Origin of the sequence: Enterococcus sp. OL5, from assembly GCF_006491895.1 — a bacterium.
Taxonomy (GTDB): Bacteria; Bacillota; Bacilli; order Lactobacillales; family Enterococcaceae; genus Enterococcus_D; species Enterococcus_D innesii.
Map to the genome: position 1 here is coordinate 110907 of NZ_VHIL01000009.1, position 22366 is coordinate 133272.

The following is a 22366-nucleotide window of genomic DNA, read 5'->3' on the forward strand; positions in this document are numbered from 1 at the left end:
GAGAGGTTGCTTTTTTTTGTCCCGATTCTGGGACAAAACGTAACTTTTTTACTAGCTATGAAATAATTAGTTGTCCTATCTCATAAAGAAATAGGACTTGGGGAAGCTTGTAAAAATATTTTTACGAAAGGGGAGAAAAATAAACGTAATGAGTAAAAAGAATAATTATCGAAAGTTGTTACGATCCAATAAAAGTGAACGCTACAAGATGTATAAAAGCGGAAAACATTGGGTGTATGCAACGATCACTTCTTTTACTGGCATTGCTGGATTGAGTATCACGCCAATCGTGGCGCATGCTTCAGAAATCACACCGCCATTAGATGCAAGTAAAGAAGCAAATGCCGAGAATGTCTTGGCAAATAAAACGACTACCAAAATACCGGCTTCATCGACACAAGAAAGTGAAGCTACTTCACTCTCTGAAAGTACGCAGCCATCGGAAAGTTTTTCTGAATCCGAAAGTAATACGCAGTCACAAAGTGCGACAGAGTCAACTAGTTTAACAGAATCACAGAGTGTGAGTGATTCAGAAATTGAAAACAATGTTACCAGTATTGAAGAATCCCAAAGTGTTTCTGAATCAATGAGTCTTTCTGAGGAGGAGAGTGTGTCCGAATCAGAAAGTTTGAGTATCTCAGAAAGTACTTCGATTTCAGAAAGTGGTTCGTTGTCGTCAAGTGCATCAGAATCGACCAGTTTATCAATGTCACGATCTACAAGTGTTTCTCATTCAACGTCAGTAAGTCAAAAGAACCCACCAAAACAAACAGTCACCGAAAAAAATAAAGTAGAATCACAAAAAGCACAAGAGCTCTTTGATCAATTAGTGCCTAAGAAAGTACAAGCTTCGGTTGACACTACAACGAATTCATTAGAAATAGTAGTCAAAGATGGCAATTCACCAAGTACATCTTTGATACGGGCAGCGCAGCAATATGCTAGTGCCAATAACTTGATTGCAAGTTTTGCAATCACCACTCAATCAGGGCAGATCATTAAAATCAACGTTTCTGCAGATCCGGATATGGGTCGAGAAGAATTTGAACAGGCAATCAATGATGGAAATAAAACCAATTCACCTTCTGGAGTAACAGTTGATGTGCCTGATCAAGTGAAGAATAAAGATTTATACAAACAAACCGCTATTGCTAATGGCACGTATGCGGCAGTTAATGACTGGGCTACCTTAAAAGCAGCGTATGGAAATTCTTCGATTACCTATATCGAGGTCACCGCCAATATTACAGCAGCTACCAATGTGGCTACTCGTGATTTAGGTTGGCGCGAAACGAGTGTGATTATTGACGGGAATGGTTTTACAGTCAATATGGCAGGAGCAGCGTTTAATGTAGGGGCAAGTTCTACGGTTCGCGGTTCTATTTTTACGATCACAAATATTAACTTGATTCATTGGCAGTCAGGCACCAACTCAGGAGACAGTGGGACAGGTACAGCGGACGCAGTGATTGATTCAAGGTCGGCAACAGGTGGTTATGGATACTGGTACTTCAATATCGATAATGTCACTCTCGAAGGACGAGATGGTGTTAGCGGAACAGATACTGCTTATCAACCACGACGACTACTGGATGCTGAGGATAGTCAAGTGACTTTATCTGGCAAAATTGTTGCCAATGTAAAACAAGAATTGATGCAAATTGGGGAAGTAGCTATCGCTAATGGGTCCCATGTAGAGTTGAACCGAACAGCTGGTACCACTGGTTATTCAATGTTTTACTATATGGCGATCCGAGGGAACAATGCGAGTGATACAGGATTCAACCATACCTTTAAAGTAGGTGATGGTGCGACAATTATTGGTAACGAACTTAGTACCTATAATAGTAACAACTATCCCCTTGTCTATTATGGATTTAACTCAATCACTGTTGGAGATGACGTAACCTGGAAACAAGACGGCTTCCAAATGCTCCTTGATTTTTCTCGTTATTCAGGAAGTCAATCAAATGACCGAACTGCAACTTTTGGACAAAACCTGCAAATGACCGCTACCCGCACAGTAGGTTCCAATTCGCTAAATGTTACGAACAGAGCAGTTGTTACATTTAACGCTGGAACAGTACTTGATTTGCAACAATGGAATGCTAATACTGTTGTAAACGTTGACTCAGGCGCAACTGTTCGCTTTATTTCACCGCGAGCATTGCACTTAGCACGTCTAACTTCTTCAGGAGCTGTTTCAGCCGGCCGATTGATTACAGGTTCAGGAACATTCGTCATGAATAATTCTCAGATTAGTACATGGCAAGGCAGCAGTAGCCAAACCGATGCTCCAGAAGGAAACCGTAATTTAAAATTCGTAGAAATGACTATTTCAGGTACGACAACCACCATTAAAGATACGGCTGGAAATGTTACTACATCTAATATTGTAGATACCTCTACCCGTGAATTAGCGACTGTTGCTATTGCACCAGGAACTGTAACTGTAAACTATGTTGATCAGTATGGCAATATTATCAAAACTGTTGATATGCCAATTGATCCAGACGTTAATTACATTGGTGAGTATCTTGATTTGCAAACGTTGGAGTATGCAAATGAGTTAATGCCTGATAATTACATGTGGGCGATTGGTACCCAAGTCGCTAGTTCTGCGAAAAATGATGGCCAAAGTGGTGGAGATAGTACGACTGATGCTGATAATGGGGATAGTTATGGACAAGCGACAGTTGCGATCGTTCCGATGGAAAACACCAATTATACCTATAATATTTATGTATACGGTGTTGCCAATAATTCGGTTCAGTACCAATATGTTGACGTTAAGACAGGTCAAGTGATCTCTTCTGAGTACATGAATGCTGGTACCGAAGCTTCAGGAACAGATAGAATTCCTGCAAACTATGGAAATGTTATCGATTGGACCAATAGTTACTATACTTCGACGAATTTACCTCCTGGTTACTATTATGCAACAGGTGCAGTATTAAATGGCAACGTCCAGCCTGGATCTACAACAGTAGGAACAGGTGCGAGTCTAACCACTATTTATGTTGTAGCAGATACACAAACAGTCAACGTAACATTTGTTAATTCAGATGGTCGTCCATTACAGAACCAAACTGGCACAGTTGCCATCAATGGGACGACCGGACAAGAAATAAGTTATACGGATTTAATTGCGGATTACCTCACTCAAACCGGCTATTATGCAGATCAAACAGGGACATTTGTTTTTGATAATACTAGCAATAATGGTAGTACGACAGATAGTGATCAACAGTTTATTACGATCACTCTCTATCCATCTTATCAAGAAGTCGGTGTCGTTGGGAATAACCAACCGGCCTCAGATCCGGCTACAGGGGAAGCATTTGAGCAAATCCCGGGAACAGTCACTGTTGGAAAATATGGTACTTCTGGCGTTTCAAACGAAAGTATTACTCTTGGTGTAACAGATGCAGATTTAGAGAGAAATGGATATATTTATACGGTTACTGGACCAGATGGAGTAGTCTACAATACATTAGCGGAAGCTTTGGCTGCCAATCAAACTTTTGACACTACTAGCAATGGAGCATCTCAAATGGATTCTTCACCTCAGATGTTCACGGTCAATTATGAGCAAGATCCAGTATCATTGTCTACCTCAGAGTCTGTTTCGGGAAGTGAATCATTATCTGAATCCATTATTACTTCTACTTCAGAATCAGAAAGTGTTTCTCTTTCTCAATCGATTTCAGAAAGTGACTCTTTATCAGAATCGATCTCTGTCAGTGATTCAGAATCTATGTCTACATCAACGAGTGAATCTGTTTCAGTATCAGAATCAGAGAGTGATTCATTGTCATCGTCGATTTCAGAAAGTGAATCTGATATGAATGATTCGACATCTGAATCATTATCAACATCAGTCTCTACTTCATCTTCTTTAAGTGATTCAGAATCGGTTTCGATTTCATTGAGTGACTCAGAATCAGCGTCTCTTTCAATAAGTGAATCTATTTCAGTGTCGGACTCAGAGAGTGGCTCGTCATCGACCTCTATCTCAGAAAGTGAATCAATGTCTCTTTCAATTTCGATTAGTGATTCAGAATCTTTATCAGAATCCCTATCTGAAAGTATTTCAACATCTATTTCACTGTCGGATAGTGATTCAATGTCAGAAAGCCTTTCTGCATCAGAATCGTTATCCATATCAGCTAGTGTTTCTGAGTCAGATTCAGAAAGTGATAGTTCTAGCTTTAGTGCCTCTGTTTCTGGATCATTGAGCAACAGTACAAGTGATTCTGAAAGCTTATCTTTATCTGAGTCAGTATCAGTTTCACTCTCGCAATCACTCAGTGAATCCACTTCACTATCATTGTCAGAGAGTGATTCAGTATCAGAAAGTATTTCAGCATCAGAATCATTGTCTGTCGCAATTAGTGAATCAGATTCTTCTTCGCTTAGTGAGAGCATTAGTTTCAGCGAATCTATTTCTGATTCATTGAGTACCAGCATGAGTTTATCAGAAAGTTTATCGGAATCAGACTCGATCTCAAATTCAATTAGTACGTCGATGTCATTGAGCAATAGTGAGTCTACTAGCGAATCAGCAAGCTTCAGTGGCAGCACAAGTGTGAGCAACAGCGATTCCACAAGCGCAAGTACGTCAGTGAGCGAATCAACATCTACAAGTGTTAGTGAGTCGATAAGTACCAGCACATCAGTTAGCGATTCATTATCGTTAAGTAACAGTGAGTCAATGAGCTTGAGTACCTCACTTAGTGATTCCTCCTCATTGAGTGGCAGCATTTCGTCCTCACTAAGTGCAAGTGACTCTGCAAGTTATAGCAGCAGTACGAGCGTAAGTAATAGCGATTCGACAAGCGAAAGCATATCTGCAAGTAATTCACTTTCAGTAAGTATTAGTGAGTCAACAAGTGCAAGTACGTCAATCAGTGATTCCTCTTCATTGAGTGCCAGCATTTCGACATCATTAAGTGCAAGTGACTCTGCAAGCTTTAGTGGAAGTACAAGTGTTAGCAGTAGCGAGTCCACAAGTGTAAGTACGTCAGTGAGCGAATCAACATCTACAAGCGTTAGTGAATCCACAAGCGTAAGCACATCAATCAGTGATTCATCATCATTGAGTACAAGCATTTCGACATCCCTAAGTGTAAGTGACTCTGCAAGTTACAGTGGCAGTACAAGTGTAAGTAACAGTGACTCCACAAGTGCAAGTACGTCAGTGAGCGAATCAACATCTTCAAGTATCAGTGAGTCAACAAGTACTAGCACATCCATTAGCGATTCATTATCGGTAAGTACAAGCATCAGTAATAGTGAATCAACAAGCCTGAGCACCTCGATCAGTGATTCATCATCATTGAGCACAAGCATTTCGACATCTCTAAGTGCGAGTGATTCTGCAAGTTATAGCGGCAGTACGAGTGTAAGTAATAGCGATTCTACAAGCGAAAGTATATCTGCAAGTAATTCACTTTCAGTAAGTATTAGTGAGTCAACAAGTGCAAGTACGTCGATCAGCGATTCTGCATCATTGAGTACAAGTATTTCGACATCTCTAAGTGCGAGTGATTCTGCAAGCTTCAGCGGCAGTACGAGCGTAAGTAACAGCGATTCCACAAGCGAAAGTACGTCAGTGAGCGAATCAACATCTACAAGTATCAGTGAGTCAACAAGTACTAGCACATCCATTAGCGATTCATTGTCTGTAAGTACAAGCATCAGTAACAGTGAATCAGCAAGCCTGAGCACATCAGTCAGTGATTCATCATCATTGAGTACAAGTATTTCGGCATCATTAAGTGCGAGTGAATCAGCAAGCTTTAGCGGAAGCACAAGTGTAAGCAACAGTGATTCCACAAGTACGAGCACGTCGATTAGCGATTCATTATCAGTAAGTACAAGCATCAGTAACAGTGAATCAGCAAGTACAAGCACATCAGTCAGTGATTCATCATCATTGAGCACAAGCATTTCGACATCTCTAAGTACGAGTGATTCTGCAAGCTTTAGTGGTAGCACAAGTGTAAGCAACAGTGATTCCACAAGTACGAGCACGTCGATCAGCGATTCATTATCAGTAAGTACAAGTATTAGTAACAGTGAATCAGCAAGCCTGAGCACATCAGTCAGTGATTCATCATCATTGAGCACAAGCATTTCGACATCCCTAAGTGCGAGTGATTCAGCAAGCTTTAGCGGAAGCACAAGTGTAAGCAACAGTGAGTCCACAAGCGCAAGTACGTCAGTGAGCGAATCAACATCTACAAGCGTTAGTGAGTCAACAAGTACTAGCACATCCATTAGCGATTCATTGTCTGTAAGTACAAGCATCAGTAACAGTGAATCAGCAAGTACAAGCACATCAATCAGTGATTCATCATCATTGAGTACAAGTATTTCGGCATCCTTAAGTGCGAGTGATTCTACAAGCTTTAGTGGTAGTACAAGTGTAAGCAACAGTGACTCGACAAGTACAAGCACGTCGATCAGCGATTCATCATCATTGAGTACAAGTGTTTCGACATCTCTAAGTGCGAGTGATTCAGCAAACTTTAGTGGTAGCACAAGTGTTAGCAGTAGCGAATCCACAAGCGTAAGTACGTCATTAAGTGATTCATCATCGCTAAGTACAAGTATCAGTAACAGTGATTCAGCAAGTACAAGCACATCAATCAGTGATTCATCATCATTGAGCACAAGCATTTCGACATCTCTAAGTGCGAGTGATTCTGCAAGCTTTAGTGGTAGTACAAGTGTAAGCAACAGTGACTCGACAAGTACAAGCACGTCGATCAGCGATTCATTGTCTGTAAGTACAAGCATCAGTAACAGTGAATCAGCAAGTACAAGCACATCAGTCAGTGATTCATCATCATTGAGCACAAGCATTTCGACATCCCTAAGTGCGAGTGATTCAGCAAGCTTTAGTGGTAGCACAAGTGTTAGCAACAGTGAGTCGACAAGTACAAGTACGTCGATCAGTGATTCACTATCATTGAGTACAAGTATTTCAGCATCCCTAAGTGCGAGTGAATCAGCAAGCTTTAGCGGAAGCACAAGTGTTAGCAGTAGCGAGTCCACAAGTGTAAGTACGTCATTAAGTGATTCATCATCGCTAAGTACAAGTGTAAGCAACAGTGACTCGACAAGTGCAAGTACGTCGATCAGCGATTCGTTGTCTGTAAGTACAAGTGTTTCGGCATCCTTAAGTGCGAGTGATTCAGCAAGCTTTAGTGGTAGCACAAGTGTTAGCAGTAGCGAGTCCACAAGTGTAAGTACGTCATTAAGTGATTCATCATCGTTAAGTACAAGTGTAAGCAACAGTGACTCGACAAGTACAAGCACGTCGATCAGTGATTCAATGTCTGTAAGTACAAGTATCAGTAACAGCGAATCAGCAAGCCTGAGCGCATCGATCAGTGATTCATCATCGTTAAGTACCAGTGTGAGTGATAGTGATTCGACAAGTACAAGTGCCTCAATTAGCGATTCAATGTCTGTAAGTACAAGCATCAGTAACAGTGAATCAACAAGCTTGAGTACGTCGATCAGTGACTCTTCGTCATTGAGCACAAGTATCTCAGTATCACAAAGTGCGAGCGATTCTACAAGCTTTAGTGGTAGCACAAGCGTAAGTACTAGTGAATCAACAAGTGCAAGTACGTCGATCAGTGACTCGTTATCTCTAAGCACAAGTACTTCGTTGTCATTAAGTGCGAGCGATTCTACAAGCTTTAGTGGCAGCACAAGTGTAAGCAACAGTGAGTCAACAAGTACGAGTACGTCATTGAGTGACTCATTATCAGTAAGTACAAGTATTAGTAACAGTGAGTCAGCAAGTATTAGTACTTCACTAAGTGATTCATCATCATTGAGTACTAGTGGTTTAATGTCACAAAGTGCAAGCGACTCTGCAAGCTACAGCGGTAGCACAAGTACAAGTAATAGTGAATCAACAAGCATTAGTACGTCTGTGAGCGATTCACGGACTAGTGAAAGTCAAAGCTATAGCAGCAGTACTTCAGCCAGCTTGAGCATGAGTACTAGTGTCAGTACTTCGGTTAGTGACTCTGCTTCAATTAGTACAAGCATCAGTAACAGTGAATCGAATAGTTTGAGTACGTCAATTAGTGATTCACGATCAAGTATGAGTGAAAGTTTTAGCAGCAGTACCTCAGCAAGTATTAGTCTAAGTACTAGTGACAGTACTAGCTACAGTAGCAGCACCTCAGCAAGCATAAGTACAAGTACTAGCGATAGTACAAGTATTAGTAATAGTGCTTCTGAAAGTATGAGTGAAAGCTTGAGTATCAGTACATCAATGAGCGACTCATCGTCAATCAGTGCTAGCTTGAGCAATAGCGATAGTCTTTCAGAAAGCAGATCACTAGCAAGTGAAAGTCAAAGCTACAGTAGTAGTACTTCTGCGAGTCTAAGTCTGAGCACAAGTACTAGCAGTTCATTAAGTGATTCATCGTCAACTAGTGCGAGCAACAGCTACAGTTTGAGTAATAGCTTGAGCCAATTGACAAGTGACTCACTTTCCGAAGGTATTAGTTTAAGTAATAGCCTAAGTAATAGTTTCAGTCAAAGTACTTCAGCTAGCACGAGTTTGAGTTCAAGTACAAGTCTAAGTGAACAATTATCTCAATCAGTCAGTGCCAGCGAGTCACGGAGTGATAGCCTAAGCTATAGCAGCAGCACATCAATTAGTACGAGTGAAAGTAGCAGTACTAGCTTGAGCGAATTACTATCTCGTTCAACCAGTGCCAGTGAATCACGGAGCAATAGCTTGAGCCAAAGCACAAGTACTTCGTTGAGTGGCAGCAACAGCTCTAGCTTAAGTTTAAGCGAAATGAACTCTCAATCTAGCAGTGCGAGCGAATCACGGAGTGATAGTGTAAGCAATAGCATGAGCACATCAACCAGTGACAGCTTAAGTTCTAGTACGAGTGTAAGTGATTTACTTTCTAGATCAGAGAGTGCAAGTGAATCTAGAAGTGATAGCCTAAGCTATAGCGGCAGCACGAGCGTAAGTAACAGCTTAAGTTTAAGCGCGAGTCTAAGTGATTTACTATCTAGATCTGAAAGTGCCAGCGAATCACGTAGTTTCAGTATGAGTGATAGTGCAAGCACATCACTCAGCAATAGCGATAGTGCAAGTGATAGCTTAAGCGATCTATATTCAAGATCGAACAGTTCTAGCCTTTCAACCAGTGACAGTACAAGTACAAATGATTCTGTCTCAGCAAGTGCTAGTGAGAGCACCAGCATTTCACAATCTACTAGTACAAGTCTAAGCGAATCGGCATCAATCAGCACATCGCTTAGCGAAAAACAAGAAGTGATTGAATCTCAAAGTGTGAGTGCTTCGACAAGTGATTCACAAAGCTCTAGCACCAGTGAATCAGTTAGCGTCAGCATCAGTACTAGCGAAAGCGAGCGGAATAGTACGGAAGTTACACCTAGCGAATCAACCTCCATTAGCGAAAGCATTAGTACAAGTGAAAGTGTCCGAGATTCCGAATCGGTTAGTTCAAGTGACAGTACAAGTTTGAGTCAATCTATGAGTACGAGCGATCAAGCCTCCGCTTCTGAAAGCACAAGCAACAGTTCTAGCATTCGCGATTCTGAGTCTGAAAGTGCAAGTATTTCTACGGAAGAAAGCCGCAGCTTCAGTACAAGTGAGTCGATTTTTGCAAGTGAAAGCACATCAATCAGTCAAAGTGACAGTACAAGTATGAGCGAATCAGCTAGTGAAAGTACCAGTATTAGTGACAGTGAACGTGGTTCAATGTCTGATAGTGCAAGTGTAAGTGATTCGACTTCAACAAGTGACAGTACAAGTGTGAGTGAATCTGTTAGCGAAAGTACCAGCATTAGTGACAGTGAACGTGGTTCAATGTCTGATAGTGCAATTGTAAGTGATTCGACTTCAACGAGCGAAAGCCTAAGTGTGAGTGAATCAGCTAGCGAAAGCACCAGCATCAGCGATAGTGAACGTGATTCAATGTCAAATAGTGCAAGTGTAAGTGATTCGACTTCAACAAGCGAAAGCCTAAGTGTGAGTGAATCAGCTAGCGAAAGCACCAGCATCAGTGATAGTGAACGTGATTCAGTATCACTTAGCGCCGAATCAAGTGATTCTGGGTCAGCAAGCGATAGTCTGAGTGCTAGCAACTCGGCTAGTCAGAGTGAAAGCTTTAGTGCCTCTGATCGAGATTCAGTTTCCATGAGCGCTAGTGAATCAATCAGCGATAGTACCAGCGTGAGTGAATCTGCTTCGCTAAGTACAAGTACAAGTGATATCAACTCTGATATCGTCAGTGAATATCACAGCAATAGCTTGTCTGAGAGTCTATCAGAGCTGCAATCACAATCAACTAGCCAAGATCATTCACTTTCGGCAAGTGAGTCTATCAGCGGCTCTACTTCAACACCATCAAGTTCTAATCAGAACAACGGAGTGAATGGAAATACAGTAACGCCAATTGGCAACACTGGAGTAGGGGGTCGTACGACCAGTGCATCTGGTTCTACTCTTCCTAAGACTGGCGAATCTGATGCAAGTGGTATTCAAATGTCTCTTGCTGGAATTGCCACGCTGTTAGCTGCTATTGCTTTAATGAAAAAGAAAAAAGATGAAGCAAAGCGTGAAACAGAGTAACTCGTTAGTCTTGGTTTATGAAGAGCTAGGATAAATTTCCTAGCTCTTCTAAAATGATAAAAGTACTTCTATTAAATAAAAAAGCATCACAGTTAGGCAAACTAACTGTGATGCTTTTTTATTGGCTATGGTTGGTTATGGAAATTCAACATCGAATGAACCATCTTCTGTTTTTACCAACTCGGATAATAATAAATTTCTGACTGCTTCTAGATAAATGGCTTCACGCATTTCAGTAAAAGAACGATGTGCTTCTACTTGAAATTCATAGATGGGACGATGTTGTCCCCAGTTTCGCCCATTGATGACTGTTTTCAATTGTTGCAGGTTGTCTGATTGTTCGATCCAAAGAGTATCTAAGGCTTTTAAAAGAATGATTCGCTTGAAAAACAGCTGTTGGAAACTATCTGGCATAAATTGATGAATGTGAGTCAAACGCTCTGAAATCAGATCCAATAAAAATTTTTTGACCGTTCGCTTATTAAATTTATCTAGTTTCTCGATTTCAAAAACATCAAAATTATAGTCCAAATTATTAAAGATAAAATCAAGGATCGTTTGTTTATTTAGGTTCTCTTTTTTAGTGATGAGCTGATTGATTGCTTCTTCTATGCATTGATTAATGATATTTTCTAATTCAACCGGAGTGCCTGTCATAATTCTGTTTCTCATGCTGTACATTTTGTCTCTTTGAATGGTAATGATTGAGTCAAATTCAAGCGTTGTTTGACGTCCGGCAATTTCTTGATTTTTGCGATTGCTTTGAGACTGATTGATTAGTTTATTGTATTTTTTCTTTTTTAAAGGAGTGAGATCATTGGATAATTCTTCTTGTTCAGTTAATAATTCTCGTTCGTCGGCGGCCCATTTGGGTGCACTTTCAACCACGATTTTGTCTTCCATAGATACATAAAAAATGCTGTCACCCGGATCTCCTTGACGTCCAGAGCGTCCACGAAGCTGATTGTCAATTCGGTCACTGGTCATCCGCTCAGTTCCTACTACTAATAGACCACCATTTTCCCTCGCATCTTGTTCAAGTTTAATATCTGTACCACGCCCAGCCATTGAAGTAGCCACAGTTACGGCACCTTTTTTACCAGCTTCTGAGATGATCCAGGATTCTTTGGTCGCTGTTGTAGCGTTTAAAAGATTATGAGGGATTCGATGCTTTAAGAGAATCAGGGAGTATAACGTCGACATTGAGACTGATCCTGTCTCAATCAATACGGGGCGTTCTTGCGTCAAAGCATTTCTTACTGCTTCTAAAGAAGCCATGATTTTCGACTGATTGGTCACATAGACCAGATCCTGATGATCTTTTCGGCGAATGGGTTTATTTGTCGGAATTTCGATTACGTCAATATCATACGTTTCTCGAAATTCGTCGGCGTCTGTTTTGGCAGTACCAGTCATTCCAGATAAAATTTTAAATTTTCGGAATAGATTTTGGTAGGTGATGGAGCCCATGGATCGGCTCTCTGTGGTGATTTCTACACCTTCTTTCGCTTCGATTGCTTGATGGAGACCAGCTTGTAGTTTTGTTCCAATCAATTTCCGTCCATTTGCTTCATCAAGTAAAAGAATCTCATTGTCTTCCACAACATAATCTTTGTTTAAGTGTAAGAGATAATTGGCCCGTAAGGCAATGACTAAATGACGATAAAGATTTTTCCATTTTTCTGAAAGAATAGTTTCAACGCCTAAGTAGTCTTCGGCTTTTTTTATGCCTGCTTCTGTAAACCAAGCATGACGTTTGTTTTCACTTCTCATAAAGTCTTTACCTTCAATCAAGCTTTTCACAAACCAATCAGATAACGTAAAAAAGTTCGACTGAACTTTGGGTGCTCCTGAAATGATCAATGGTGTTTGCGCCATATCAAGTAATATTGCATCGATTTCATCTATCAGTACATAATTGAAGTGGGTGACGTATTGTTCGTCTGGAGAAACAGCCAAGTTGTCAAACAAATAGTCAAAGCCCAGTGCGCTATGCGTAGTGTAGACAATGTCTGCTGCATAGACCACCTCTTTATCGATTTCTTCTCCTTCATCTTCATGTTCAGGAACACCTACAGCTACGGATAGTCCTAGAAAACGATAGACTTTTCCTGTTTCTTCAATATCTCGCAAAGCTAAATACGTATTAGAAGTAATCAAAAAATTGCCTTTGCCTCCCAGGCCATGTAAATACATCGGCATGGTTGCGGTCAATGTTTTTCCTTCTCCAGTTTTCATTTCAGCAACATTACCGTAAAAAAGAGCAATTGCACCAAGAATTTGAACAAAATAAGGCTCCATTCCTAGGACACGACGGTCTGCTTCGACAACTACAGCATAGGCTTGCGGGAGTAAACTCTCTAGTTTTTTGCCCTGTTCGAGTTGTTGTCGAAAATGAATGGTTTGCATTTGCAATTCTTGATCTGACAAATGTCGATAGTTTTCCGCGAGACTTTGAACTTTTCTCGCTAACCGAATATACTTGCGAAACTTTTTATCTTTCATTTTTATTGATCCTCCTTTCAAAAACTTATATTGCTTATGCCTTAATCAGCAATGCTTTCTAATTTAGCACGAATCATGACGTCGTCTAGTTCCAAAAGATATTCCCTCATCAAATCATTGGCTTCTAAAAAAAAAGACGATTTTTCCCTTCTGAGTAACTAGTTTCATTTCTCTTGATGCAATAAGTGGTTCCTTATTTTGATCAAGCAGCGCTTCACCAGAACTTGTTACGAAGTGAAGCGAAAACGTATAGGTTTTGGTGGTATCCATATTATAGTAGGGAAATTCACCTTGATAGATAGAATCTTGATCACCTGCTTCCAGAGAGTCTTCAGTTCGCAAAACGACAGCTTTCAATTCTAACTTAGGAGTTGTTTCAGCGTCAGGGGCTCTAGATTCTGTAGTCGGTGTTTCGTTGCTTGTTAAGTTTTCTTTCAAAAAAAAGATACCTCCTACCAGCAAAACAAGAGGTATTATGACTTCAATTAGCTTCTTCATATAAAATCCTTCTTTATGGGAGATGTTTTTAAGAAATTCTTCCGTTTTTTCAATCCACGTGTTTTTCAGATGATCATCAAAAAATGAATAGCTACTTTCTAATTTGAATTTAAATCGATAATACCACAATGACCAACATCACCTTTTCCTTTTTTTTTCATTTCAACAAAAAACAAGTACAAAAGGCAAATTTAAAACTGATAATATTTTATTAAACATTGTAGATTAAAAAAAAGTAAGAAAATTGGAGATGAAAATGAAGAATCAAAAAGAACTCATTCAAAGAATAGTAGCGAGCTTTTTTCTTTTGTTCATCGTTGAGATAGGAAAGCATATCCAGGTTCCATTTTTTGTTTCAGAACAGATACCAGAAGAATCAACAAGTTTGATTTTGAAGTTTTTAGCGACATCAACCGGTGGGAATTTCACTGTTCCGACGCTTTTTTCTTTAGGAATGGGCCCGTACATGACCGCTCTGATCATCTGGACGACAATCAGCATGATTGATACAGAAAGTATCGGAAATCTTTCCACCAAACGAATTGGTTATATTCAACGCTGTTTGACTCTTTTATTTGCTATCCTTCAAAGTTGCGCACTAGTCTTAAAATTTCGTTCCTCGATGATTGATCAAAAAGCTATTGGAGGTTCTATTGTCCTGTTGTTTTTAGGAGCAGTTCTTGTATTGTCTGCCGGGGGATTGTTCGTTGCATGGCTAGCTGATATCAACATTGATAAAGGAATCGGAGGTCAAAGTCTGTTTATTGTTCCAGGTTTACTGATGAATATCCCAGCTATGTTAATTTCGGGACAAACAGAATCTGTTCATTTGAGTCAAAACTTTCTTATCGGGTTAGTTATGTTGACCTTGGTTTTTATTTATCTCACACTGTTTCTTTACAGTGCAGAGTACCGTATCAATATTGAGCGGACAGGTATCGACAGTCGCTTTAACAATTCGTATATTCCTATTCGACTTTTACCTGCCGGGGCAATGCCTTTTATGTTTGCAGTAACCGTCTTTTCAATGCCGCAGCTTTTACTATTGAACGAAAAGTGGGGGGACACAGGCTTTTCGAATTTTATTACGACTTACTTTTCATTTAATAATGTGCGGGGTGTTTTCACTTATGGTCTGATTCTCTATGTTTTAGGTTACGGATTTAGTTTTATAAATGTTCGACCATACGATATAGCGAAAAATCTAAAAGAGACAGGAGATTATATCTTAAATGTTGCTCCTGGTAAACAGACAGAGCAATATATATGGAAACGTTTGTCGACCGTTGCATTGCTTGGCAACAGTTACCTTGTGATCATTTCAATGATTCCTTTATTGATTGGATTGCAAAATCAAATTATTTCCAACTTAGCTTTTTATTTCGGAAGCATTTTTATGTTGATCATTATTTTAGAAACTATCACAAATGAAATACGGTTCCTCTTTTCCAGACATACTTACCGGATTTTTTAGAGGATGTTAGGAGGCAATTCTTTGAACTATTTTATTCCTGATTGGACGAGTAGTAGCGGCAATTTAGAAAGTGATTACATGATGAATATCATTCAGCTTTTCAAGAACAATCGAGAACCGTATCACTTATTGTTATTGGAGCATATGCCGTTTTTACGTTATCAGATGCATGCATATGAATTAGAAGCAGCGCAAATGACTTCACTTTATGATTGCTTGCAAGACATTCAAAAAACCAATGGATTTCCCTTAGATGTCGATGACTTGCCTCTTGCTGAGAATGTGGAGAAGGTCTATACACCTTTTGGGATCACACTGATTAAGGAAAATCAACCATTTGGTGAAATTCGGTTCAATACATTTGGTTTTGCAGAACAGATGTATTTAATGACGGAACCTTATCGACATATTCTCTTTTTCGATGATCGGGGATTTATTTCTGCAAAATCGTTTCAGAATGACAAAGGGGAACAAGTAAAGAAGATTTATTATAACGAATCAGGAATAGAAAAATGTGTGGAATACTTTGGAGAAAATCCACACGTTGAGCTGATAAGTCCCCAAAGAATTGGGCTAAAGAAAAGTCAGTATCGAAGCATGGATGAACTTCTTTTAGAGATGATGAATGAATCTCAACTGAACCTTGAGTCAGAAGATCAAATAATTTGTTTGACAAATGAGCGGAGTCTAAGATTGGTCAAAACGAACGAGGAACGAAAAAGAGTGATCCAGATCGTTTCTGATGCCCACAGACTTTCAACTTGTGCATCAGATGAAAAAGCAGAATTATGGGCAGGCGAAAATAAAATTATTACTGATTCGACTAGTAATCAAACAGCGCTTCTCTCTTTAATGAGACAGTCCGGTATTAATGACCTATCTCGGATACAGCGCATACCTATTTACACAACTTCTTTTCAGCTGGGCAATAGCAACTCCATTCCCCAGCTGGTTCTTTATTGGAACGCCGGTGAGCTTAACGAAGACGTTCGAAGAATCCATCATTTATTACTGCAAAAAGTTATTCAGAATGATCGTTATGACTTAATCATCGAAACAACGACATTCCAAAGCGAAGTCGTTTTACGAGAAGTACAAAAAGAACTGGTTGATACTCATTTCGGTATCGATAGTGAATCAGAGGAGTATCAAAAGGTATTAAAGTATTTTGAAGCAAAAAAGGCAAAAAAGTTATTTAAAACGGATGAAGAGGCGATTGAAAAGATTCGAGAAAGCAAAAATTGGCGAAATCTAGTAGAGGCAGTTGATGTCAATTTTAGGATTCACTTTCGTTTGGATTCTCATCTCACCGCGATTCGTCAGGATTTCAATGAGACACGGTTGTATATTGATTTGTCTGCTGAAGTTGATGTCCAGAAACAAGCACTAGCTGTTAGTGCAGGGATTCCTCAGCTTGTTAGGAAGAAAACCGATTATGTGGATGACCAAAAGAATGGGCAAATCATTGGTCAAATTAGAGAATTAGATGCAGCAATCGCTTTTTACATGGACGATTTAAATAATTGGAACCAAGCATTAGTGGAAAATATTAGTTATATTGAGCATTTTAGTGAGGAAAATATTATGAAACAATGGAGGGAGTTGCTAAATGGTGTCGTCTAAACAGATTCAGGTATTTCATATTGCAGCTGTTTCTTCCGAGTGGCGAAAACGGCTCTCTCCTTTGTTTGCCTATCAGTGGCTTCCGTTAGCCTATGATTTCAGCAAAGATGAGCAGGAGCTGCAGCTGTTTAAGAAAGACAAATATAATAGCAAATATCATCGGGCAATTTTTCTTCTAGAGGAAAATGCCGCAATTCTTGAAAATTTTGAATTTTTAAAACAATTGCCTGCCTACCAAATATTTTACGAAGAAAATGATCGACTATCTCCAGAAATTCAAGCGCTTTTCACATTAAAAGCAGCGAATCGCTTTGATAAAAAGCAGCTAGAAAATGTTTTTCGTATGATCAATGAGCAATTTTCAGCAAAGCAACAAGGATATAAGCTGTCTATGGATCACATGAAATTTAATAAAGATGTTTCGTTGCAGATCGCTAAAGAAGGACATGCAGCCTGTCAGGTAAAGGCGCAATTGACATCAGACTATCAGCAAATAACTACTTGGAAAATGACTAACCTGATTCCTAAAAATGAACGCACCTGCTTTTATCCGGAAATCGCAAATATCGAAGGAGAAGCGACCGTGAAGATCAAACTCTTTTTTATTAGAGAAAACACGAATCAAGTCATCCAAGTGATTGAGATTCTTCACGATCAAATCATAAATGGGGAACCGATTTACTTCAAATTAGATCAAAATTCATACATCAATGTTTCATTGTATGCCAAAGGAAATCGAGGGCAATTTACGATCGGGCAGATGCACCTGCGTAGAGCAATGGCGGATGAAAGTGTCATGATTCCAGGAGGTGGTCGGATTCGGGATGAAGAGAATCTGGGGGGAGAAGTGATCTATTACTTTAACCCGGGAGATTTAAAACCTCCATTAGCGGTTTATTTTTCTGGCTATCGTTCAGCTGAAGGTTTTGAAGGCCGTGGGATGATGGGAAGTATGGGTTGTCCTTTTCTGCTGATTGGTGATCCTCGTTTAGAAGGTGGAAATTTCTATCTAGGCAGCCAGAAATTCGAACAAGAAATCGTAGCGATCATCTTAGGAAAACTAGCACTGCTAGGTTTTGAAAAGTCAGATCTCATTTTATCCGGATTGTCGATGGGAACGTTTGGCGCGCTATATTTTGCTAGCGATTTAAGCCCAAACAGTGTCATCGTGGGAAAACCGTTGACGAATCTTGGTTCCATTGCTCTAAATGAACGCATCAATCGACCAACTGGATTTCCAACCTCATTGGATATGCTGCTTTACAATATTGGGGTTGTTTCAAAAGAAGCGAGCAGCCAATTGAATGAACGGTTCTGGAGCAAATTTAAAAGTGGCGATTATCGTGAGACGACATTTGCTATCGCCTATATGAAACAAGACGATTACGACATGGAGGCATTTCCAATGTTGTTTGATTTTTTAAAAAATAATTTCCCCATGACTCGTGTTCTGTATAAAGGCATGATCGGCCGACATAACGATAATAGTCCCGCCATCAATAGTTGGTTTTTGAAACAATACAAAAATATTCTTGTGCATACATTTCACCGTGATATCAAGAAAATATTATAGGGAATGAGGGAGTCGATGAATAGTTTATATCGTATCAAGTGGGGGATCGACTTTAATGACAATTATAATTATGGCGCAAAAATAGCTTATATGCCCTCTGGGGAGGTCTCTTATTCTTCTCCTTTGATGCCTCCCGGCGTCAGTATTAAATCTTGGTATTCGAAAACAGAATTTCATATTAGTCGGAAATCACCAATGCTGCCTATGTTACTGCCGGGACACAAGTACGAGTTAACACTTCATGCTGAATTCGATCGTGAGGAAGCAGTACAGCTATTGATGGAATTTTTTGATAAAGATGGGTTTTTTCTTGAAAAACTAGTCTTCGAAACAAACCAGGAATGTTTTCTCTTTCCCAAAGGTGCCACTGATTACCAGATTCATATGGTAAATAAAAAGCATCAAGAGATTCTTTTTAAGGAATTGGTTTTATCCACTAAGGAGAATCAAGCATTTGAAGTGGTTCCTATAAATGCAGACACTGGAGCAAACGAAGGCTCAAACATAGCTACCAGCGTTGTTGCGGTTACACCGCTGGTTGAGAAACATGCTGCATTATCGGTCGTATTTGAAAAACAGAACAGCTATGTCAAAGAATATGCACTTTCAGATTTTGAAGCAGGATTGTTTGTTGAACCGGATATTAAGGCTGCATCATCGTACTTGGAGGCATTGCTTGAAGAAATCTACCAGCGAAGCGACAGTCCTGAAAAAATCAACCTTAAAATGGGACAAAATTTTTCTCTGCTGGAATCTTGTTACCACGAAGATTTTTCTGTATTAGCTTTATTATTTGCAAAGCCAAATGAAGAAACTGAAGCACCCGAGCTTATGGATCGTTTGCAAAAAAAGATCGCACTTAATCAAAGGGCACTAAAAGTTTTAGAGAATGTAAAAGAAAACAGGAAGAAATCAACCTAATAAAGAGGGGGACATCATGAATTTTTTTGTAAATAAAGCAATTGGGATTGGCAATTCTGGTGTGGAACATGCACAGTTCTATCGTGCTGCTTGTTTTGATAGAAAAAAAATTCCCTATAAGTATATTTTTATGGAATTAGTGAAGAATCTCCATGAAGCCATGGCAGCTTGGAAAATACCAGATGATAAAGTCATCTCCATGTGGGAGTATTTTGCACTAGAAGGTGATTATTTAAGGATAGGGGCTAAAGCAGTTTTTACTGCACAACAAGATCTCTTAGTAGATGCTACGAACACACATAGAGTCAAAGAAACTATCACATCCTCAGGATTAAAAATCGTAGAGCATATGGAAAAATCTCCTAGTCGAAAAAAAGAAGGCTTACTGCTAGTTTCGGATTATCGGGTAGAGATCTTTGACTATCGAACGAATCAAAGAAAAATCATGTACAGTTACCAAAATGATCCGCATCGAGGAAGAGTAATGACGAATATTCATTTGTTTGCTTTCAAAGGCAAACATCGTTTCTTTAGAAATGAGGTCTTATTGCAGCGATTTTTCTTTAAACAACTGATAGAAGAATTCCCAGAAACCAAAAGTATCATCATTGATCGGGGAGAGGAAAGCGAGGCTGCTTTGTATGATCATTGTCCTCCGGAAATCAAATTGATTGAGATTGTTCATGCCGATCATTTATCTGATCGTGACGTAGCTAGCGCACCTCTTTGGAACAATTACTATGAATTTGCTTTGACACATTTGGAACAAGTCACTCATATCGTTGTTGCGACAGAATTGCAAAGGCAAGATTTGTTGATCGACTTTCCAAACGAGTCTCAAAAAGTTGTCACGATCCCGGTGGGAGGGATTCGTGATATGACAGAAGACTCATTTGAAATAGGCAAACAACAGGCAGAGAAGTTTGTGACGGTCTCTCGTTTGGCATCTGAAAAGCACATTGATCTTGTGATGCGGGCAATTGCTGCAGCAAAAAAAGAATATCCAACGATCTCTTTAGACATCTATGGTCAAGGGGGAGAAGAAGGCAAGTTAAAAGCAGTGATCAAGGAGTTGAATGCAGAAGAGTACATTCGGTTAAAAGGGCATTCTCATGCAATCAATGAAGTATATCCTGATTATGATGCATTTATCTCTGGTTCTTTTTCAGAAGGTTTCGGATTGACTTATATTGAAGCTTTAAATGCAGGATTGCCAATTGTAACCTTCAAGGCTCGTTTTGGGGCCATGGAGTTGATCAAAGAAGGAGTCAATGGTTATTTGAAAGATTTTTCTAGAACTGATGAAGCCTATACTATTCAGCAACTAACAGATGGCATTCGTCAGTTGACTGCTTCTGATTTAAACCAACTTAAAGCCAATACCCGCAAGTCTGTCCGAATGTTTCAAGACGCGATAATTGCAGAGAAATGGAGTGAGTTGATCGATGCATTATGAATTAGTCACCGTGATCCGACCAAATGACCGAATTTGGATGGCACAAAAATCACGAATCAAAGAAGGAAGTCAGGTGTTGTCCATCTCACCGAGTCCAAATTTCCAAGCAATGCTCCAAAAAGAAGCATTGCAGGGAATCAATATTTTAGATCAAGTGACACAGCGCAGTCACGATCCAGAAGCCTTTCTGTTTTTTAACCAAGTACCAACAGCATATTGTACAGAAGTTTATATGAACGAGGATCGGACCATTTCGTTGATCACTGATGGAGATGAAGTAGGTAAAGTGAGCTTGTATCCAATGACTAGAAGACATGTGAAAGAAGTTCGATACTTTTATCCTGATGGCACGACAGATTTCATTGAAGAATATGCCGCAGATGGGAAATTGTTCTCAATTATTTATTACTGCAATGACCAGGTCCAAGAGATTGCTTTTTTCAATGATCAGCAACAGAGCATCTTGAATTACTACTTTTATCAAGGCACCATCAATTTGGTCACGACTCGTGATACAGAAACATTCAAGGTAACTCAAAAATTTAACACAACACTTGATTTCATTCGGGATCAGTTAGCTTTCCAGTTAACAGAAAATGATACAGTTGGCATTTCGTACATGGGATTAGAATTATTTTCTCTAGCAAAAACCAACTCAATAAATACACTTTATCTGGAAGAATCGCCGCTTGATGGCAAAGGGAATATCAAAGGGAACTTAATGAGTATTTTAGATGACCGCATTCCTTATATTCATAAGGTAGAAGTCGATCAAAAGAATTATCAGTTGTTGGCAAACAAAAATGTATGCATGGACAAAGTTGTGTTGAAAGGATGAAGACAAAATGAAAAAAATGAAAGCCACTGAATTGTATGAGCAAATTAAGTTGTTAATAAAAGAGAACAGTGGGTCCATGCTCACTTTTGAGAAGGAACAAGAGGAAGCAAAGAAACTTTTTGCTCATCAAAACGAATTGATTGATCAGTTGATTCAAATCAATCAAGAAATGAAAGCAATGATGAATCAGCCAGAAAACGACATCGATCTAAATGTGATCCAAACGTTAAAAAAACAATTCAATGCATCTTTTGAGCAGCAGCAGGAGGAGCAAAATAAATTACAAATGATTTATGAGAAGCTCTTTTCTGCTTATGAGGTTGAAAAGCAAATGCTTCGAACCTATTTTTTGAATGAAACCGAGCAGATCATTGATCGGTTAACCTCAACCGTCGAAAGACAAGATAACGATGTGAATCAATTGAGTCAAGAGCTGATTGATGAGCTTCGAGCAGTGGAAGTAGCAGAGGTAGTGAATGAGATGGCTACAAACGAAAATGAACCAGTAGAAAATGTTTCAGAAGTGAGTGAGTCACTACAACTGGCAGTCGATCAGAACCAATAGATAAACCAGTTTTCTTCATAGGTGTTTGCCGAAAATAAACTGGAAGAGGTGATATCGTTGGCGAATAATCAGCTAGAAAAAACGATTCAAGCGGGATTTCAAGAAGAACGAGAAAACGTAAGAAATCACTCAGAAGAAAAGAAAAAGGGCAAAGCGATCACCATCGTGCTTTCCTTAGTTATGTCGATCGTGATCCTTGGATCGTTGGTTTATTCTTTATTGGAAGCATTACAGAAGTAAGAATAAAAATAGGTCCTGCATTTTA

The 22366-nt window shown here is 39.4% G+C and carries 11 protein-coding genes; 9 read left to right on the forward strand and 2 right to left on the reverse strand.

Annotated elements, in window-relative coordinates; genetic code table 11:
- The first annotated feature begins 148 nt into the window (after positions 1-148).
- Positions 149-10648 (forward strand): KxYKxGKxW signal peptide domain-containing protein, encoded by a 10500-nt coding sequence (locus tag FJU10_RS11700; protein WP_140966002.1) that lies wholly within the window; start codon positions 149-151, stop codon positions 10646-10648.
- Positions 10649-10783: 135 nt separating this feature from the next.
- Here the strand turns inward: FJU10_RS11700 and secA2 are convergent, their stop codons facing one another.
- Both secA2 and FJU10_RS11710 read right to left on the reverse strand, forming a co-directional pair.
- A complete protein-coding gene (gene secA2 / locus FJU10_RS11705) occupies positions 10784-13153 on the reverse strand; it encodes an accessory Sec system translocase SecA2 (protein WP_140966003.1) in 2370 nt (789 codons plus the stop codon).
- Positions 13154-13267: 114 nt separating this feature from the next.
- A complete protein-coding gene (locus FJU10_RS11710) occupies positions 13268-13780 on the reverse strand; it encodes a hypothetical protein (protein WP_223273043.1) in 513 nt (170 codons plus the stop codon).
- Between the two features lie 127 nt (positions 13781-13907).
- Between FJU10_RS11710 and FJU10_RS11715 the strand changes: the two genes are divergently transcribed.
- The 8 genes from FJU10_RS11715 to FJU10_RS11750 are packed head-to-tail and all read left to right on the forward strand — an operon-like array spanning position 13908 to position 22341.
- On the forward strand, positions 13908-15125 hold the full coding sequence (locus FJU10_RS11715; protein WP_140966004.1) for an accessory Sec system protein translocase subunit SecY2: 1218 nt from the start codon (positions 13908-13910) through the stop codon (positions 15123-15125).
- A 21-nt stretch (positions 15126-15146) separates the two neighbouring features.
- Positions 15147-16748: an accessory Sec system protein Asp1 gene (gene asp1, locus FJU10_RS11720; protein ID WP_223273044.1), complete on the forward strand. Its 1602-nt coding sequence runs from the start codon at positions 15147-15149 to the stop codon at positions 16746-16748.
- Positions 16735-18321: an accessory Sec system protein Asp2 gene (gene asp2 / locus FJU10_RS11725; RefSeq protein ID WP_140966006.1), complete on the forward strand. Its 1587-nt coding sequence runs from the start codon at positions 16735-16737 to the stop codon at positions 18319-18321. Before asp1 ends, asp2 begins: the two co-directional genes overlap by 14 nt.
- A gap of 15 nt (positions 18322-18336) precedes the next feature.
- Positions 18337-19242 carry an accessory Sec system protein Asp3 gene (gene asp3, locus FJU10_RS11730; RefSeq protein ID WP_223273045.1) on the forward strand — a complete coding sequence of 302 codons (906 nt, stop codon included), beginning with the start codon at positions 18337-18339 and terminating at the stop codon, positions 19240-19242.
- Between the two features lie 16 nt (positions 19243-19258).
- A complete protein-coding gene (locus tag FJU10_RS11735; RefSeq protein WP_140966008.1) occupies positions 19259-20698 on the forward strand; it encodes a glycosyltransferase in 1440 nt (479 codons plus the stop codon).
- The gene (locus tag FJU10_RS11740; protein ID WP_140966009.1) at positions 20688-21536 is read left to right on the forward strand and encodes a hypothetical protein; all 849 of its coding nucleotides are present in this window, start codon (positions 20688-20690) and stop codon (positions 21534-21536) included. The genes FJU10_RS11735 and FJU10_RS11740 overlap by 11 nt, the downstream gene beginning before the upstream one ends.
- A gap of 7 nt (positions 21537-21543) precedes the next feature.
- Positions 21544-22101, forward strand: coding sequence for a hypothetical protein (locus tag FJU10_RS11745; RefSeq protein WP_140966010.1), 558 nt, complete (start codon positions 21544-21546; stop codon positions 22099-22101).
- Between the two features lie 48 nt (positions 22102-22149).
- Positions 22150-22341 (forward strand): hypothetical protein, encoded by a 192-nt coding sequence (locus tag FJU10_RS11750; RefSeq protein ID WP_077452924.1) that lies wholly within the window; start codon positions 22150-22152, stop codon positions 22339-22341.
- Positions 22342-22366: the final 25 nt, after the last annotated feature.

What these genes read in the sequence shown, in the direction of transcription:
- FJU10_RS11700 (WP_140966002.1), top strand. Translation starts at nt 149, where the DNA reads ATGAGTAAAAAGAATAATTATCGAAAGTTGTTACGATCCAATAAAAGT.
- secA2 (WP_140966003.1), bottom strand. Translation starts at nt 13,153, where the DNA reads ATGAAAGATAAAAAGTTTCGCAAGTATATTCGGTTAGCGAGAAAAGTT.
- FJU10_RS11715 (WP_140966004.1), top strand. Translation starts at nt 13,908, where the DNA reads ATGAAGAATCAAAAAGAACTCATTCAAAGAATAGTAGCGAGCTTTTTT.
- asp2 (WP_140966006.1), top strand. Translation starts at nt 16,735, where the DNA reads ATGGTGTCGTCTAAACAGATTCAGGTATTTCATATTGCAGCTGTTTCT.
- asp3 (WP_223273045.1), top strand. Translation starts at nt 18,337, where the DNA reads ATGAATAGTTTATATCGTATCAAGTGGGGGATCGACTTTAATGACAAT.
- FJU10_RS11735 (WP_140966008.1), top strand. Translation starts at nt 19,259, where the DNA reads ATGAATTTTTTTGTAAATAAAGCAATTGGGATTGGCAATTCTGGTGTG.
- FJU10_RS11740 (WP_140966009.1), top strand. Translation starts at nt 20,688, where the DNA reads ATGCATTATGAATTAGTCACCGTGATCCGACCAAATGACCGAATTTGG.
- FJU10_RS11745 (WP_140966010.1), top strand. Translation starts at nt 21,544, where the DNA reads ATGAAAAAAATGAAAGCCACTGAATTGTATGAGCAAATTAAGTTGTTA.